Here is a 15291-nt window from a genome sequence, read left to right as displayed (position 1 = left end):
TTAGAAAGAGGAGGGATTAATTCTTTCTAGCCGGATTAACTCGCTTTCTATTTGGTTGCATTGCTTTCTGTGCTTGTTCTGGCGTTGCGTATATCCCAACGCCTGCGAAGGTAAACATTGCAGCGCCGAGCACAGTGCTTTCTGCGACATCCACGACATCAATCGGTAAACCTAAAACATCAGCACGGATTTGGTTCCAAAGTGGATTTTTCGAGCCGCCACCGACGCAAAGCAAGCTTTCCGCTTTGAAGTGGCTGACTTGTTGTAATACGTCCAAGCCTTGTTTGAGTTGGTTTGCCATGTAATAAAGCGCGGCACGGTAGATTTCACCACGAGTGGAGAACATGGAAAGTCCACTGATATTGCCTTGTCCGAGTTGGCTAAATACACCCTGAAAATTGACCGCACTTTGCGAGCCTTTTTCACCGGCAGCGGCACCTTCGGCGATCATGGTCGGGTAATATTGGTCGGTGCCATATACATCGGCGAACAACAATTTACCGAGCCATTCCATAATGCCTGAGCCGACCCATTGTACGGCAGGGTTAAAACAATTCAGTTGTGCGTCAAACTCGGTGGTTAAGCCTTGCGGCACAAAATCAAATTGCGGTTTGGCGTGTTCTGTACGGGCCATTAAGATTTCCCACGTGCCTGAACTGAGTACCGGTTGATTCAATCCCGCACCGGAGCCAAATACGGCAAATTGGGTGTCGTGACCACAGGATATAACTGGAATACGATTTAAACCCCAATGGTCGGCAAGCGCACTAGTTAACTCCCCCACTTTTTCACCTGCGTTATGCAATGGTGGAAAGTGTTTTTGGCTTAAACCAAGCAGTTTTAAAATATCCTCGTCCCAATTGCCTGTTGCGAGATTGGTCATCATAGATGTGCCTGCCATAGTGCGGTCGGTGGTAAATTTGCTGGTTAATCGCTGGGTTAGCATGGAGGAAATGAACACGAATTTATCCATTTTTTGGAAAATATCCGGTTTATTTTCTTTCAACCAAAGTAGTTTAAATAAAGTGTTGAAACTGTATTGACCAATGCCGTTGCGTTGATAAAGGGCTTTTATGTCTAGCAACTGAGGGAGGTTTTCCATCACCGGCACTGTGCGTGGGCATTTCCACGAAATAATCGGGTAAAGTTGTTGTCCGTTTTTATCAAATGGTGCACCATCCACGCCAAAAGTCGTGACGGAAATACCTACGATTTCTTTTAAATCAACCTGTTGTTGCTTTAATTGAGTGATCGTATTATCTGCACACATGGTGAGTTTTTGCCAAATTTCTTCAAAATCCCAAATATGATAATCGGGTGATTCACTACCCTGTTGGGTATTATTAGCAAGGTGATGGGATGCCATGATTTTGCCTTTATCATTCATGGCAATGGTGCGTAAATTAGTCGCACCGCAATCAAAAATCAGTACGATAGACATAAAAGCTCTCCTAAGTGCGGTTTAAAATTCATTTGTTTTTTCAACCGCACTTGTATTTGAATTTTTATGGGATGATGGCGCAAGTTAGGGAAGCTTGCGCCAGTCATAGGTTATTTATAAAGTGGTCCAAAGTTTTGGCAGGCGCGGTAGTCTTGACCTTCTTTGTCTTGACCAAAGCCATTCCAAGAACTTGGGCGGAACACGTCGGCATCTTCAACGTTGTGCATACAAACTGGAATGCGCAACATTGAAGCTAGCGTGATGAGATCAGCACCAATGTGTCCGTAAGTGGCTACACAGTGGTTAGCCCCCCAGTTCGCCATTACAGAATAAACATCAGTAAATGCCCCTTTACCGGTCAAACGAGGCGTAAACCAAGTCGTCGGCCAGGTTTCGTTTGTACGATGGTCAAGGGCATCATTGACTTCTTTCGGTAACTCAATAGACCAACCTTCGGCAATTTGTAGCACAGGGCCTAAGCCTTTGATGAGGTTAATGCGGTGCATGGTGAACGGCATGCCACCTTTGGTTAAGAATTGAGAAGATAAACCGCCCCCTCTGAAGTATTCGTGTACCGCAGGACACCAACGGGTATGCTCCAAACAACGTTTGCCGTCTTCTTCCGTGACTTCCCATGCCGGTTTGATGGTTGGGTTGCCATTGGCATCTTTATGTTGACCTGTACCGTCAAGAGCAGCGGAACCTGAGTTAATTAAATGCAGGAAGCCTTGTTCCGGACGGAAACCGGTAACGCGTTCTACAGAATCCGGGCTCCAGTAAGTCCGCACATCGGCAAAGATTTGCGCCTGACCGGTGAGCTGATTACCAAGCAACATACAAACCGCGTTCAAACTGTCGTTTTCGGTCGCAAGAATGTATGGCGGGCGCACGCCGTTCCAGTCGTAAGTCGAATTTAGCATGGCTTCCATGAAGTCACCGTTCGGTAAATGATCGGTCCAATGGCGTTGACCTTGGAAACCTGCAGCAATGGCATTGTGACCGAGTGCTTCTTCTCCGAAGTTTAATTTCGCCAATTTCGGATTACCCACCATTAAGTCACGGGCGATAATGGTCATTTTCACCACATTTTCCCAAAGTTCGGCGCGTTCTTCAGGTGAGCGTTGATTTTCCGGACTGTTTACGTCAATACCGTCTTTGCAATATTGTTTCACCCAAGAAAGCGCTAAATCCACTTCTTCTTGATCGTAAATTTTGCGATCCAAGCGGCGTTTGATTTCGGTCATGTCCACATATTCGTTACGCATGCCGAGGTATTCTTGGAAGAATTGTTGGTTGACGATAGAACCGGCGATACCCATGGAAACGGAACCGATAGATAAGTAGGATTTGCCGCGAATAGTCGCAACTGCAAGGCCGGCACGCGCAAAGCGTAACAGTTTTTCTTTAACATCAGATGGAATGCTTGTGTCATCCGCTTCTTGCACATCATGTCCATAGATGGAAAATGCCGGTAAGCCTAATTGAGAGTGGCCGGCAAGGGCGGCGGCAAGATAAACTGCTCCCGGACGTTCGGTGCCGTTGAAACCCCAAATGGCTTTTGGCATATGCGGATCCATATCAATAGTTTCAGAACCATAGCACCAACAAGGAGTAACAGTAATTGTTAAACCAACATTGTTGAGTTTGAATTTTTCTGCACAAGCAGCGGCTTCAGCAACACCACCAATACAGGTGTCGGCAATTACACATTCCACGAAGGAACCGTCTGTGTGGCGAATGTGATTTTGCAATAACTCTGCAACTGATTTTGCCATTTGCATGGTTTGTTCTTCTAACGATTCTCGAACTCCCATGCGACGTCCATCAATAGTAGGGCGAATACCGATTTTTACTCGATTTGATTGAGTGACCGATGTCATCATAAAGCTCCTCCTTTTGTGTTTAACATTTATGATGAAATATGGATAAGCTGCTATCAACTTAACTTGGTATTATTTTTGATAAAAAGAATGTGAGAAGATAGGTGAGATACGAAATAGATTTCAGATTTGTGAAATAGATCACACAAAAGTGTTATTTTTTAATAAAATTAATGCCCGATTTAATAATTATTACACCTTAAACGGTCAAATCGGGCATTTTTATCTATATAACGGTCATTGTGTCTACTTTGTCACAGTATTTTTGTAAGGGGAAGGGAAGGGCAGAATCGGTAAAAATAGTGTCTATTTTATTTAAACCACTTAATTGAATTAGGCTTTTTTTCTCAAATTTTGATTGATCTACTAGTAGATAACATTTTTCTGACGCTTCCATCATCTTTCGTTTTAGTGATGCATTGAGTTCATTTGATTCCCAGATATTTCCTTCATTATCAATACCTGAACAGGAAAAAATAGAAAAATTGATGTGTAAACGTTGTAATAAGTATTCTGATAACGGACCATAAAAGGCTTCATATTTGTGAGAATAGACACCTCCAGTAACAATTGTTTTGATATTGGGTTTGTTCACTAATGCGTTGACGTTAAAAATTGAGTTTGTTACGACTGTGCAAGGAATATCTGGCATAAGGTATGCAAAATACCAACTGGTAGAGCTAGCATCGAGTCCAATCACGGCATTTTCATAGAGCAATTCAAGAGCGTTTTTAGCAATATGTCGTTTGGCTGCGGCATTGACATGTTGTCGTATTTGGAAAAAAGATCCAAGATCATTTATTTTTCCGCTAACAGCGCCACCATGAGTGCGATATAGTAAACCTTTTTTTTCTAATCGATTAAGATCTCTACGAATTGTCTCTACTGACATTTCACATTGCTGAGCGACTTCTTGAACGCTAACTTTACCTTGGTGATTTAGCAGTTGTAAGATGATTTCATCTCGGTTGTGCATATGTACCTCTATGGGTTGAAAGGTTTTCACTATTATAGAATTTTCTTGAAAAGATAAACAACTTATCATTCCCTCCATTCTACGATAGAATACGCCTAATTTTTTATCAAGAAGAGAAGAATTTATGACAAATAAAGCATTAAGCGTGGTGATTTTAGCGGCCGGTAAAGGCACTCGTATGTATTCTGATTTACCTAAAGTCTTGCACAAAGTGGCAGGTAAACCGATGGTAAAACATGTGATTGATACGGCAAATCAATTAGGTGCAGAAAACGTGCATTTAATTTATGGTCATGGTGGCGAATTAATGCGTGAGCGTTTGGCAAATGAAAGCGTGAACTGGGTCGTTCAAGCAGAACAATTAGGTACTGCTCATGCGGTTCAACAAGCCGCACCATTCTTCAAAGATGATGAAAATATTGTGATTTTATATGGTGATGCGCCATTAGTGACCAAAGAAACATTGGAAAAACTCATTGCAGCGAAACCAGACAATGGGATTGCATTGCTCACTGTCAATTTAGATAACCCAACGGGTTATGGTCGTATTATTCGTGAAAATGGCAATGTGGTGGCGATCGTAGAACAAAAAGATGCCAACGCAGAGCAATTAAAAATTCAAGAAGTGAATACAGGCGTGTTAGTGGCCGATGGTGCACATTTCAAAAACTGGCTTTCTCGTGTGAAAAATAACAATGCACAAGGCGAGTTTTATTTAACGGATGTGATTGGTTTAGCAAATCAAGATGGTTGTCAGGTTACTGCCGTTCAAGCCTCCGAATTTATGGAGGTGGAAGGTGCCAATAACCGTTTACAACTTGCTGCATTAGAGCGTTTTTATCAACGTAAACAAGCAGAAAAACTTTTACTTGCAGGCGTGATGTTGATTGACCCTGAGCGTTTTGATTTACGCGGCACATTAGAGCACGGTAAAGATGTTGAAATTGATGTGAACGTGATTGTGGAAGGCAATGTGCGCTTGGGCGATCGTGTGAAAATTGGCGCTGGTTGTGTATTGAAAAACGTGACTATTGGTGATGATGTTGAGATCAAACCTTATTCTGTTTTAGAAGATGCAACAATTGGTGAGAAAGCAGCGATTGGCCCATTCTCTCGTTTACGTCCAGGTGCTGAATTAGCCGCTGAAACCCATGTGGGTAACTTTGTAGAAATTAAAAAATCCACAGTGGGTAAAGGCTCTAAAGTAAATCATCTCACTTATGTGGGTGATACCGAAATCGGAGAGAACTGTAATATTGGTGCTGGTGTCATTACTTGTAACTATGACGGTGCAAATAAATTTAAAACAATCATTGGTAACAATGTATTTGTTGGATCGGATACGCAGTTAGTCGCGCCAGTTACCGTTGCAGATGGAGCAACCATTGGAGCTGGTTCAACGATCACTCAAAATATTGAGAAAGATGAGCTGGTGATTACTCGCGTGCCACAACGCCATATTCAAGGTTGGCAAAGACCGGTGAAGAAAAAGTAATTAACATTGAAAGGCGAACCAATGTGTTCGCCTTTTATGATTTGATGCCTTTTACTTTATAAAGGTTGTTCGAGTTGCTAAAATCATCGTCCATTTATAAAGACAGATAATTTCCTATGACAAAAAATAAAACAGGACTTTCATTCCTTTGGATAAGTGCGGTCGCATTTATCCTCGATTTATTGACCAAATATATTGTAGTGCAACGCTTTGATTTATATGAAAGTGTGAATCTATTACCCGTTTTTAATTTAACCTATGTGCGTAACTATGGTGCAGCGTTTAGCTTCCTTGCTGAACATGATGGTTGGCAGAAGTATTTCTTTATCGTGCTCGCGATTGGTATTTCCTTAATGCTAGCTTACTTTATGAAAAAGAATTCTGCAGAACAAAAATTACAAAATTCAGCTTATGCACTGATTATTGGTGGCGCTTTAGCCAATATGGTGGACCGTGCGTATAACGGTTTTGTGGTGGATTTCTTGGATTTTTATTGGGATATTTATCATTATCCGGTATTCAATGTGGCAGATATTGCAATTTGTATTGGTGCGGGTTTATTAGCATTAGATGCCTTTAAAGGTGATAAAAAGAGCGGTCAAAAATGAAGATAATTTTAGCTAACCCTCGTGGATTTTGCGCGGGTGTCGATCGTGCCATTAGCATTGTTGAATTAGCGCTTGAAATTCATGGTGCACCAATTTATGTACGTCATGAAGTGGTGCATAACCGTTTTGTGGTGAATGGTTTGCGTGAGCGTGGGGCGATTTTTGTAGAAGAACTAAGTGAAGTGCCAGATGGCGCCATTGTGATTTTCTCCGCCCATGGCGTGTCACAAGCTGTTCGTCAAGAAGCAAAAGATCGTCAGTTAAAAGTATTTGATGCAACTTGTCCGTTGGTAACCAAAGTACATATGCAAGTGGCACGTGCGAGCCGTAAAGGGACGAAAGCAATTTTGATCGGACACAAAGGCCATCCAGAAGTGGAAGGCACAATGGGGCAGTACAACAACGAGGAAGGTGGTATTTTCTTAATTGAAAGCGTGGAAGATATTGCTCGTTTGCCGGTTCAAGAAAATGATGATTTAACCTTTATGACGCAAACCACACTTTCTCTTGATGATACGGCGGAAACTATCAGTGCATTGAAAGACAAATATCCTGCTATTCAAGGCCCACATAAAAACGATATTTGCTATGCCACAACCAACCGTCAAGAAGCAGTGCGTGAATTAGCAAAACAATGTGAGCTAGTCGTGGTTGTAGGCTCTAAAAACTCATCGAATTCTAATCGTTTAGCTGAGTTAGCATCGCGTATGGGCGTGAAATCAAAATTGATTGATGATCCAAATGATGTGGCAGCAGATTGGTTTGAAGGTGTTGAAACAATTGGCGTAACAGCGGGGGCTTCAGCTCCAGAAGAGTTGGTGCAATCCGTGATTGCTCGATTAAAAGAATTTGGTGCGGATAGTATCGAAGAACTTCAAGGTTTAGAAGAAAATATGTTCTTTGAAGTGCCAAAAGAGCTACGAATAAAAGAAGTAAACTAATTCTATTAAAAAAGTGCGGTTAATTTACCGCACTTTTTTTGTGTTATTTTATTTTTTATTGTGCACTTTAAGCCATTTTTGCATTTGTTCAATTTCTGCTTTTTGAGCGTTAATAATATTCTCAGCAAGCTTACGCATCTCAGGATCTTTTCCGTATTTTAATTCGACTTCCGCCATCTTTACTGCGCCAATATGATGTGGCAACATACCTGCTGCAAAAGCAACATCAGGATCTTTATATTGCGCAGCTGCCATCATGTCTTGATGCATTTGATTCATACCTTGCATTAATTCTTGTTGCATTGCAGAATCTGTCGACATTGGCATATTCATGTGTGCTTGATGCGGTTGTTCATTAGCTTGGGCATAAATTGAAACTGCAGCAGCGCTAAGTGTGATAAAAGTCATAAGTTTTTTCATGTTTTTCTCCTATGTGATAACTGAATGAGCACCAATCATAAACTTTGACCTAAGGTTAAGGTCAATATTTATTCCGAAATTTTTTTGTGAGATGCTAAAATGAGACAATGTTTGATATGAAGGACAAAATCATGAAACAAAAAATTGTGCTTGCCACGGGTAATAAAGGCAAAGTAAAAGAAATGGCAGATGTGTTAGCTGATTTCGGTTTTGAAGTCATTGCTCAGACCAATTTAGGCATTGAAAGCCCAGAGGAAACAGGCTTAACGTTTGTTGAAAATGCCATTCTAAAAGCACGTTATGCATCTGAAAAATCGGGTTTACCGGCTATTGCAGATGACTCCGGCCTTGTGGTGGATGCGTTAAATGGTGCGCCAGGATTATATTCTGCACGTTATGCGGGTGTGGATGGTGATGAAGCTGATGCAAAAAACCGAGAAAAATTACTGGCAGAATTAGCCAATGTACCAACTGAACATCGTCAAGCAAAATTTGTGAGTACGATTGTGTTGTTACAACACCCAAGTGATCCTTCTCCGATCATTGCTCAAGGTGAATGTGACGGAGACATTATTTATGAAGAAAAAGGTGAAAATGGCTTCGGTTACGACTCGCTCTTTTTTAGCCCTGAAAAAGGCTGTACCTTTGCCGAATTAGAAACCGTAGAGAAAAAGAAAATTTCTCATCGTGCGAAGGCATTAGCTGTTTTGAAATCAAAATTAACTGCCTAAAGTGCGGTTGATTTTTAACGAGAATTAAAGGATACAAAATGATTATTACCACTACGCCTAATATTGAAGGTAAACAAATCGTAGAATATAAACAAGTCGTCTTTGGAGAAGTGATTGCTGGGGCAAACTTCATACGTGATTTTTTTGCTGGCATTACGGATGTAATTGGAGGGCGTTCTAGTGTTTATGAACGTCGTATTAGTCGTGCGCGTCAAGATGCGTTGAAAGAACTAGAAGAAAAAGCGTATGCCTTGGGGGCTAATGCCATTGTTGGCGTAGAAGTTAATTACACAACCGTAGGCACGAAAAGCATGTTTATGGTGATTGCAAGTGGCACGGCAGTGGTAGTGCGCTAAGGTTGTTTTTTCATTTACTTAAATGTAATTTTTGCGATCAGGATCGCAAAAGTGCGGTCAATTTCTTGCGTGTTTTCGGTGTTTCTTAAAAATGTCGCTGTTGATATGAATCAACGGTACTTTTTGTTAATAAAGGGCATTTTTATGAAATTGATGAAACATTTATTTAGTTCATTATTTGTTGCGACCACAATGTTGAGCTCGCAAGTGTTTGCAGAAGAAAAGGTGGCTGAACAGGCTCAACCTCAATCGCAAGTTCAGCAACAAACCGCATCACAAACTACACAACAAGCAGTGAGTGATAAATTAAATATTAATACCGCCAGTGCATCAGAAATTCAAAAAGCACTAATTGGTATTGGGGCGAAAAAAGCAGAAGCCATTGTGCAGTATCGTGAAAAGCACGGTAATTTCACGATGACAGAACAATTGCTTGAAGTACAAGGCATTGGTAAAGCAACGTTAGAGAAAAACCGCGATCGTATCGCGTTTTAATCTGCGTTATTTATACATAAAAAGCGGGATAGTGATATCTCGCTTTTTTTGTATTTGAAGATAAAATTTACCAAAACTTGCAAAATATCAAATTTTTTTAGAATAAGTTGGGGATTTCTTGCAATGGTTTTATAAGAGAGTAGAATACCAAATGGGTATAGGAATACCTATGTTGTAGTATAAGAAATAATAAAATAACTATTTGGAGTTAGATATGGCATCAGAAAATTTAAATCAATCTTCTGTTGCTCTCACACCAGTTGAAGCAACGGATTATGCTGAAAGCGTTGCTGCGTATAAAGCGCAAAAACGCCCATTTTTATCATTTCTGTCTGGTATTAGTGCTGGGGCTTGTATTGCATTAGCCTTTGTATTCTATACGACGACACAAACAGCAAGCGCAGGAGCGCCTTGGGGATTAACCAAGTTAGTCGGTGGGTTAGTTTTCTCTTTAGGCGTAATTATGGTGGTAATTTTAGGGTCTGAATTATTCACCTCTTCTACTTTAACCTTAGTTGCCCGTGTAGGCGGTAAGATAACCACAACTCAAATGATCCGAAATTGGATTGTGGTATATTTGGGCAACTTTGTGGGCGGTTTATTTATTGCTGCAGTGATTTGGTTTGGGGGACAAACCATGGTAGCAAATGGTCAATGGGGTTTAACTATTTTGGCAACCGCTCAACATAAGATTCATCATACTTGGTTTGAAGCATTTAACCTTGGTATTTTATGTAACATTATGGTGTGTGTAGCGGTATGGATGTCTTATTCCGGTAAAACTGTTACAGACAAAGCGTTTATTATGATCATGCCGATTGGTTTATTTGTCGCATCTGGTTTTGAACACTGTGTGGCAAATATGTTTATGATTCCACTAGGCATTATCACAGCTCATTCTAGTACGCCAGAATTTTGGCAACAAATTGGGGTGGATCCAATGAAATATGCAGATTTAGATCTCTATCATTTCATTGTGAAGAATTTGATTCCAGTAACGTTAGGAAATATTGTGGGCGGTGCGGTTTGTATCGGCTTATTCCAACGTTATTTAACCAAAGCTCACTAATGTACTAATGAACTAAACAAGACTTATTTTTTATCAATTAAAAAAGGAAATGACTATGTCAGAACTTAATGAAGCACAAAAAGTTGCGTGGGCAGGATTCGTTGCCGGTGATTGGCAAGAAAACGTCAACGTGCGTGATTTTATTCAAAAGAACTACACCCCGTATGAAGGTGATGATTCTTTCTTAGCAGGTCCAACCGAAGCGACAACAAAACTTTGGGAAACCGTAATGGAAGGAATTAAAGTTGAAAACCGCACACATGCGCCATTAGACTTTGACGAACATACGCCTTCAACGATTACTTCTCATGCACCAGGTTATATCAATAAAGACTTAGAGAAAATCGTAGGTCTTCAAACCGATGCTCCATTAAAACGTGCCATTATGCCATTTGGTGGTATTAAAATGGTGGAAGGATCATGCAAAATTTACGGTCGTGAATTAGATCCTGAAGTGAAAAAAATCTTCACTGAATATCGTAAAACCCACAACCAAGGTGTATTCGATGTTTATACGCCAGATATTTTACGTTGTCGTAAATCGGGTGTATTAACTGGTCTTCCAGATGCTTACGGTCGTGGCCGTATCATCGGTGACTATCGTCGTGTAGCACTTTATGGTGTTGACTTCTTAATGAAAGATAAATACGCACAATTCACTTCTTTACAAAAAGACTTAGAAGATGGCGTAAATTTAGAAGCAACTATCCGTTTACGTGAAGAAATAGCAGAACAACACCGTGCATTAGGCCAAATGAAACAAATGGCAGCAAGCTACGGTTACGATATTTCTAACCCTGCAACTAACGCTAAAGAAGCAATTCAATGGATGTACTTTGCTTACTTAGCAGCAATCAAATCACAAAATGGTGCAGCGATGTCATTCGGTCGTACTGCAACCTTCATCGATATCTATATCGAGCGTGATTTAAAAGCAGGTAAACTTACTGAAACTGAAGCGCAAGAATTAGTTGACCACTTGGTCATGAAACTTCGTATGGTTCGTTTCTTACGTACACCTGAATACGATCAATTATTCTCTGGTGACCCAATGTGGGCAACTGAAACCATCGCAGGTATGGGGTTAGACGGCCGTACATTAGTAACCAAAAATACCTTCCGTATTTTACACACCCTTTACAACATGGGTACTTCTCCAGAACCAAACTTAACAATTCTTTGGTCTGAACAATTACCTGAAAACTTCAAACGTTTCTGTGCGAAAGTATCGATTGATACATCATCAGTTCAATACGAAAATGATGATTTAATGCGTCCAGACTTCAACAATGATGACTACGCAATCGCATGTTGTGTATCACCAATGGTTGTTGGTAAACAAATGCAATTCTTCGGTGCGCGTGCAAACTTAGCGAAAACATTGTTATACGCAATCAACGGCGGTATCGATGAAAAATTAGGTATGCAAGTTGGTCCGAAAACTGCACCAATCACTGATGAAGTGTTAGATTTCGACACAGTCATGACTCGTATGGACAGCTTTATGGATTGGTTGGCAAAACAATATGTGACAGCCTTAAACATCATCCACTACATGCACGATAAATATTCATACGAAGCCGCATTAATGGCATTACATGATCGTGATGTATACCGTACTATGGCTTGTGGTATCGCAGGTCTTTCTGTTGCGGCAGACTCACTTTCAGCAATTAAATATGCGAAAGTTAAACCAGTTCGTGGCGACATCAAAGATAAAGATGGCAATGTTGTAGCAAGCAACGTAGCAATCGACTTTGAAATCGAAGGTGAATATCCACAATATGGTAACAACGACAACCGTGTTGATGACATCGCTTGTGACTTAGTTGAACGTTTCATGAAGAAAATTCAAAAACTTAAAACTTACCGCAATGCAGTGCCTACACAATCTGTATTAACCATTACTTCTAACGTGGTTTATGGTAAGAAAACGGGTAACACCCCAGATGGTCGTCGTGCTGGTGCACCATTCGGACCAGGTGCTAACCCAATGCATGGTCGTGACCAAAAAGGTGCGGTAGCATCATTAACTTCTGTAGCTAAACTTCCATTTGCTTACGCGAAAGATGGTATTTCTTATACCTTCTCAATCGTACCAAATGCGTTAGGTAAAGATCCAGAAGCACAACGTCGCAACCTTGCAGGCTTAATGGATGGTTACTTCCACCATGAAGCCGCAGTAGAAGGTGGCCAACACTTAAATGTGAATGTGTTAAACCGTGAAATGTTGTTAGACGCAATGGAAAATCCGGATAAATATCCACAATTAACTATCCGTGTATCTGGTTACGCAGTACGTTTCAACTCTTTAACTAAAGAGCAACAACAAGACGTCGTCACTCGTACATTTACTGAGTCTTTCTAAATAAATAGAATTATGCTTTAATACAAACCACTCACAGACTAGTTTTGTGAGTGGTTTATTTTTATATATAGGAGAGCAAATTATGCTAACAGTTATTGCCCAATTTTCAGTAAAAGCGGACAAAATCAATGATTTTCTAACTCAATGCCAAGAATTAATTAAGCATACTCGTCAAGAAACAGGATGCGTATCTTATGAATTACAACAAAATAGCGAACAAGCTAATCATTATGTTTTTATTGAGCAATGGAACAGCAAAGCTGATTTAGAACAACATTTTGCAACACCACACTTTACTTCAATTGTACCTGTATTGGTTGAGTATTGTGAACAAGCGCCAGTGGTGCAAACCTTTCAAAAAGTTAGCGAATAATGACCGCACTTTGATAAATATATTTTAATTATGAGCCTGATTTTAAGTCAGGCTCATTTTTTATAGATGATATTTTTGGTAAAATTTAGCTAGATTAATTTTTTGGAAATTTATGTATGTCTATGCTAGGAAGAATTCACTCCTTTGAATCCTGTGGAACCGTGGATGGCCCCGGTATTCGTTTTATTTTATTTATGCAAGGCTGTTTAATGCGTTGCAAATATTGCCATAACCGTGATACTTGGGATCTTGATGGTGGGCGCGAAATCAGTGTGGAAGAACTCATGAAAGAAGTCGTGAGCTATCGCCATTTTATGAATGCAACTGGTGGTGGTGTGACAGCATCAGGTGGTGAGGCAATTCTTCAAGCAGAATTTGTGCGTGATTGGTTCCGAGCTTGTAAAGCAGAAGGGATTAATACTTGTTTAGATACTAATGGGTTTGTACGTCATTATGACCATATTATTGATGAACTACTCGATGTAACCGATCTCGTTTTGCTTGATTTAAAAGAACTGAACGACAAAGTACACCAGAATTTGATCGGCGTACCGAATAAACGGACGCTGGAATTTGCGAAATATTTGCAAAAACGTAATCAGCGTACCTGGATTCGTTATGTAGTAGTTCCAGGCTATACAGATAACGATCATGATGTTCATCTGCTCGGACAGTTTATTGAAGGTATGACCAATATTGAAAAAGTCGAACTTCTACCTTATCATCGATTAGGTGCCCACAAATGGAAAACCCTTGGGTTTGACTATGAACTCGAAGATGTATTGCCACCGACAAAAGAGTCGCTTGAGCATATTAAAAATATCTTAGAGGGATACGGACACACCGTAAAATATTAAGCGATAGTATGAAATGGTAAACAGCAAGCTTCAGTAAGCTTTAAGGAGAGAAAAATGAAAAAATTAGCATTAACGTTTTTAGGTATAGCCCTTTTAGCAGGCTGTTCAGCTGTCCAACCGCCACTTTCTCAAGAAGAGGTGAAACTAAGCCCACCTTCTAAAGATAGAGTGGGTTATGTTCGATTGGTAAAAGATAAAAATTACTACATTGATGCTGATTCTATTTGGGTCGATAACCAAGATTTAAACCAAGTGCATTTTGATGCGGTAGTGAATTTGGATAAAGGCTTATATGTGTATCCAAACGAAACTAGACGTTATGCACGTTCTGTTCGCCAATATAAAATCTTAAACTGTAAGAACTACCATTTAACCCAAGTTCGTACCGATTTTTATGATGATTTCTGGGGCGAAGGTTTACGTGCAGCACCGAAAAAACAAGAGAAATACACCATTAGTTTAAAGCCGAATACAACGCTCTATGCTGCCGCACAAATCATTTGTGTGAACTCAGATAGAAAACCATCTTTAGAGTTAGAAGGCTCAAAAGCAAAATAATCAATCAAAGTGCGGTTAGAAATAACCGCATTTTTTATATCACTGAAACTAATGCATAAACAATAAAAAACGGCCAATATTCATTAAATATTGACCGCTCTTTTTATCTCATTATGAAAGATTATTTCACGCGAGAAACGTATTCGCCTGAACGAGTATCGACTTTAATCACTTCACCGATTTGAACGAAAAGAGGTACTTTCACCACAGCGCCAGTGCTTAATGTTGCTGGTTTACCGCCTGTACCTGCAGTATCACCTTTAAGACCTGGGTCTGTATCGATGATTTCTAATTCTACGAAGTTTGGTGGTGTGATGCTGATTGGCGCACCATTCCATAAAGTTACGATACAATCTGCTTGGTCTAATAACCATTTTTCTGCATCACCCACTGCTTTTGCATCAGCAGAGTATTGTTCGAATGTTTCTGGGTGCATGAAGTACCAGAATGCATCATCTTTGTATGAATAAGTCAGGTTAAGATCCATAACATCAGCAGCTTCAACCGAAGTACCAGATTTGAAGTTTACATCTAATACTTTGCCTGAAATTAATTTACGAATACGAGTACGAGTAAAAGCTTGTCCTTTACCTGGTTTAACGAATTCGTTTTCAACGATCACACAAGGCTCACCGTCTTGCATAAATTTTAGACCTGGTTTGAAATCACTGGTAGTATATGTAGCCATATTAAAAATATCCTAAAAAATAGAGATTGTTTGAA

General features: G+C 40.1%; 16 protein-coding genes. 11 read left to right on the top strand and 5 right to left on the bottom strand.

Annotation, left to right across the window (positions count from 1 at the left end):
• Positions 1 to 16 precede the first annotated feature (16 nt).
• The 3 genes from fucK to DPV95_RS05090 all read right to left on the bottom strand — a co-directional run bounded on the left by fucK (position 17) and on the right by DPV95_RS05090 (position 4297).
• Complete coding sequence (gene fucK, locus DPV95_RS05100; RefSeq protein WP_049364016.1) at positions 17 to 1441, bottom strand: L-fuculokinase; 1425 nt, start codon at positions 1439 to 1441, stop codon at positions 17 to 19.
• Positions 1442 to 1551: 110 nt separating this feature from the next.
• Positions 1552 to 3321 carry an L-fucose isomerase gene (gene fucI, locus DPV95_RS05095; RefSeq protein ID WP_049364055.1) on the bottom strand — a complete coding sequence of 590 codons (1770 nt, stop codon included), beginning with the start codon at positions 3319 to 3321 and terminating at the stop codon, positions 1552 to 1554.
• A gap of 226 nt (positions 3322 to 3547) precedes the next feature.
• A complete protein-coding gene (locus DPV95_RS05090; RefSeq protein ID WP_049364054.1) occupies positions 3548 to 4297 on the bottom strand; it encodes a DeoR/GlpR family DNA-binding transcription regulator in 750 nt (249 codons plus the stop codon).
• 124 nt (positions 4298 to 4421) lie between these two features.
• On the opposite strand from DPV95_RS05090, the gene glmU reads away from it, so the two are divergent.
• The 3 genes from glmU to ispH all read left to right on the top strand — a co-directional run bounded on the left by glmU (position 4422) and on the right by ispH (position 7341).
• A complete protein-coding gene (gene glmU, locus DPV95_RS05085) occupies positions 4422 to 5792 on the top strand; it encodes a bifunctional UDP-N-acetylglucosamine diphosphorylase/glucosamine-1-phosphate N-acetyltransferase GlmU (RefSeq protein ID WP_049364015.1) in 1371 nt (456 codons plus the stop codon).
• A 116-nt stretch (positions 5793 to 5908) separates the two neighbouring features.
• On the top strand, positions 5909 to 6400 hold the full coding sequence (gene lspA / locus DPV95_RS05080; RefSeq protein WP_049367275.1) for a signal peptidase II: 492 nt from the start codon (positions 5909 to 5911) through the stop codon (positions 6398 to 6400).
• Complete coding sequence (gene ispH, locus DPV95_RS05075) at positions 6397 to 7341, top strand: 4-hydroxy-3-methylbut-2-enyl diphosphate reductase (protein WP_049367276.1); 945 nt, start codon at positions 6397 to 6399, stop codon at positions 7339 to 7341. The genes lspA and ispH overlap by 4 nt, the downstream gene beginning before the upstream one ends.
• A gap of 48 nt (positions 7342 to 7389) precedes the next feature.
• Here ispH and copM read toward each other — a convergent pair whose 3' ends face one another.
• On the bottom strand, positions 7390 to 7761 hold the full coding sequence (copM, locus tag DPV95_RS05070) for a CopM family metallochaperone (RefSeq protein WP_049367277.1): 372 nt from the start codon (positions 7759 to 7761) through the stop codon (positions 7390 to 7392).
• 131 nt (positions 7762 to 7892) lie between these two features.
• Here copM and rdgB point away from each other — a divergent pair, with 131 nt between their 5' ends.
• From rdgB to DPV95_RS05030, 8 genes are all read left to right on the top strand, one after another.
• A complete protein-coding gene (rdgB, locus tag DPV95_RS05065; protein ID WP_049367278.1) occupies positions 7893 to 8492 on the top strand; it encodes an RdgB/HAM1 family non-canonical purine NTP pyrophosphatase in 600 nt (199 codons plus the stop codon).
• A 38-nt stretch (positions 8493 to 8530) separates the two neighbouring features.
• Positions 8531 to 8848, top strand: coding sequence for a heavy metal-binding domain-containing protein (locus tag DPV95_RS05060; RefSeq protein ID WP_049367279.1), 318 nt, complete (start codon positions 8531 to 8533; stop codon positions 8846 to 8848).
• 144 nt (positions 8849 to 8992) lie between these two features.
• Entirely contained in the window at positions 8993 to 9343 is a 351-nt protein-coding gene (locus tag DPV95_RS05055; protein WP_049367280.1) for a helix-hairpin-helix domain-containing protein, read from the top strand.
• Positions 9344 to 9557: 214 nt separating this feature from the next.
• Positions 9558 to 10412, top strand: coding sequence for a formate transporter FocA (focA, locus tag DPV95_RS05050; protein ID WP_049367281.1), 855 nt, complete (start codon positions 9558 to 9560; stop codon positions 10410 to 10412).
• A 55-nt stretch (positions 10413 to 10467) separates the two neighbouring features.
• Entirely contained in the window at positions 10468 to 12780 is a 2313-nt protein-coding gene (pflB, locus tag DPV95_RS05045; protein WP_049367282.1) for a formate C-acetyltransferase, read from the top strand.
• 82 nt (positions 12781 to 12862) lie between these two features.
• Positions 12863 to 13153 (top strand): putative quinol monooxygenase, encoded by a 291-nt coding sequence (locus DPV95_RS05040; RefSeq protein WP_049367283.1) that lies wholly within the window; start codon positions 12863 to 12865, stop codon positions 13151 to 13153.
• A 116-nt stretch (positions 13154 to 13269) separates the two neighbouring features.
• Positions 13270 to 14010 (top strand): pyruvate formate lyase 1-activating protein, encoded by a 741-nt coding sequence (pflA, locus tag DPV95_RS05035; RefSeq protein WP_049367284.1) that lies wholly within the window; start codon positions 13270 to 13272, stop codon positions 14008 to 14010.
• Between the two features lie 54 nt (positions 14011 to 14064).
• Complete coding sequence (locus tag DPV95_RS05030) at positions 14065 to 14568, top strand: surface-adhesin E family protein (RefSeq protein ID WP_049367285.1); 504 nt, start codon at positions 14065 to 14067, stop codon at positions 14566 to 14568.
• A 121-nt stretch (positions 14569 to 14689) separates the two neighbouring features.
• Here DPV95_RS05030 and efp read toward each other — a convergent pair whose 3' ends face one another.
• Positions 14690 to 15256, bottom strand: coding sequence for an elongation factor P (gene efp, locus DPV95_RS05025; protein ID WP_007241760.1), 567 nt, complete (start codon positions 15254 to 15256; stop codon positions 14690 to 14692).
• Positions 15257 to 15291: the final 35 nt, after the last annotated feature.

This window comes from Haemophilus parainfluenzae, assembly GCF_003252755.1.
GTDB classification, from domain to species: Bacteria; Pseudomonadota; Gammaproteobacteria; order Enterobacterales; family Pasteurellaceae; genus Haemophilus_D; species Haemophilus_D parainfluenzae_N.
The sequence above is the reverse complement of the archived record's forward strand: the minus strand, read 5'-3'. Positions and strand labels throughout refer to the sequence as shown.